The organism is Pseudomonas sp. AMR01 (assembly GCF_041946035.1).
GTDB lineage: Bacteria > Pseudomonadota > Gammaproteobacteria > Pseudomonadales > Pseudomonadaceae > Aquipseudomonas > Aquipseudomonas antarctica_B.
In genome coordinates, this window is record NZ_JAUTYR010000202.1 from 1 (window position 1) to 502 (window position 502).

Annotated in this window: 1 protein-coding gene; it reads left to right on the forward strand. The window is 58.4% G+C overall.

The genetic code is table 11. The features are described from left to right. Positions 1–67: 67 nt before the first annotated feature. Positions 68–502 (forward strand): metallophosphoesterase (locus tag Q7C20_RS27240; RefSeq protein WP_375071246.1); only part of this gene is annotated, 435 nt, incomplete at its 3' end.

The window sequence follows — 502 nt, forward strand, 5'->3', positions numbered from 1 at the left end:
TCACGCTTGCAAGGACGCGAGGGGATGCTCAAGCTGCGGTTGAAGTCTCACCAAAGGATCGCCGCCCATGACCCTCCGCCTTAACCGCCGCCATTTCCTCGCCGGTTCTGCCGGTTTGCTCGCCCTGCACCCCTTCTCCGTCAACGCAGCCGCCAATCAGGCCCATCTGCGCCTGCTGGAAACGACGGACCTGCATGTGCATGTCTTCCCCTACGACTATTACGCAGACAAGGAAGTCGACACACTCGGCCTTGCCCGCACGGCCAGCATCATCAACGAGATTCGCGCCGAGGCCACCAATACGCTTACCCTCGACAATGGCGACTTCCTTCAGGGCAACCCCATGGGCGATTACATCGCCTATGAGCGGGGCATGAAAGAAGGCGACATGCACCCCGTCATCCAAGCGATGAACACTGTGGGCTTTGATGCCTCGACTTTGGGCAATCATGAGTTCAACTACGGCCTTGATTTTTTGATGAAATCCCTGGCCGGAGCAGAC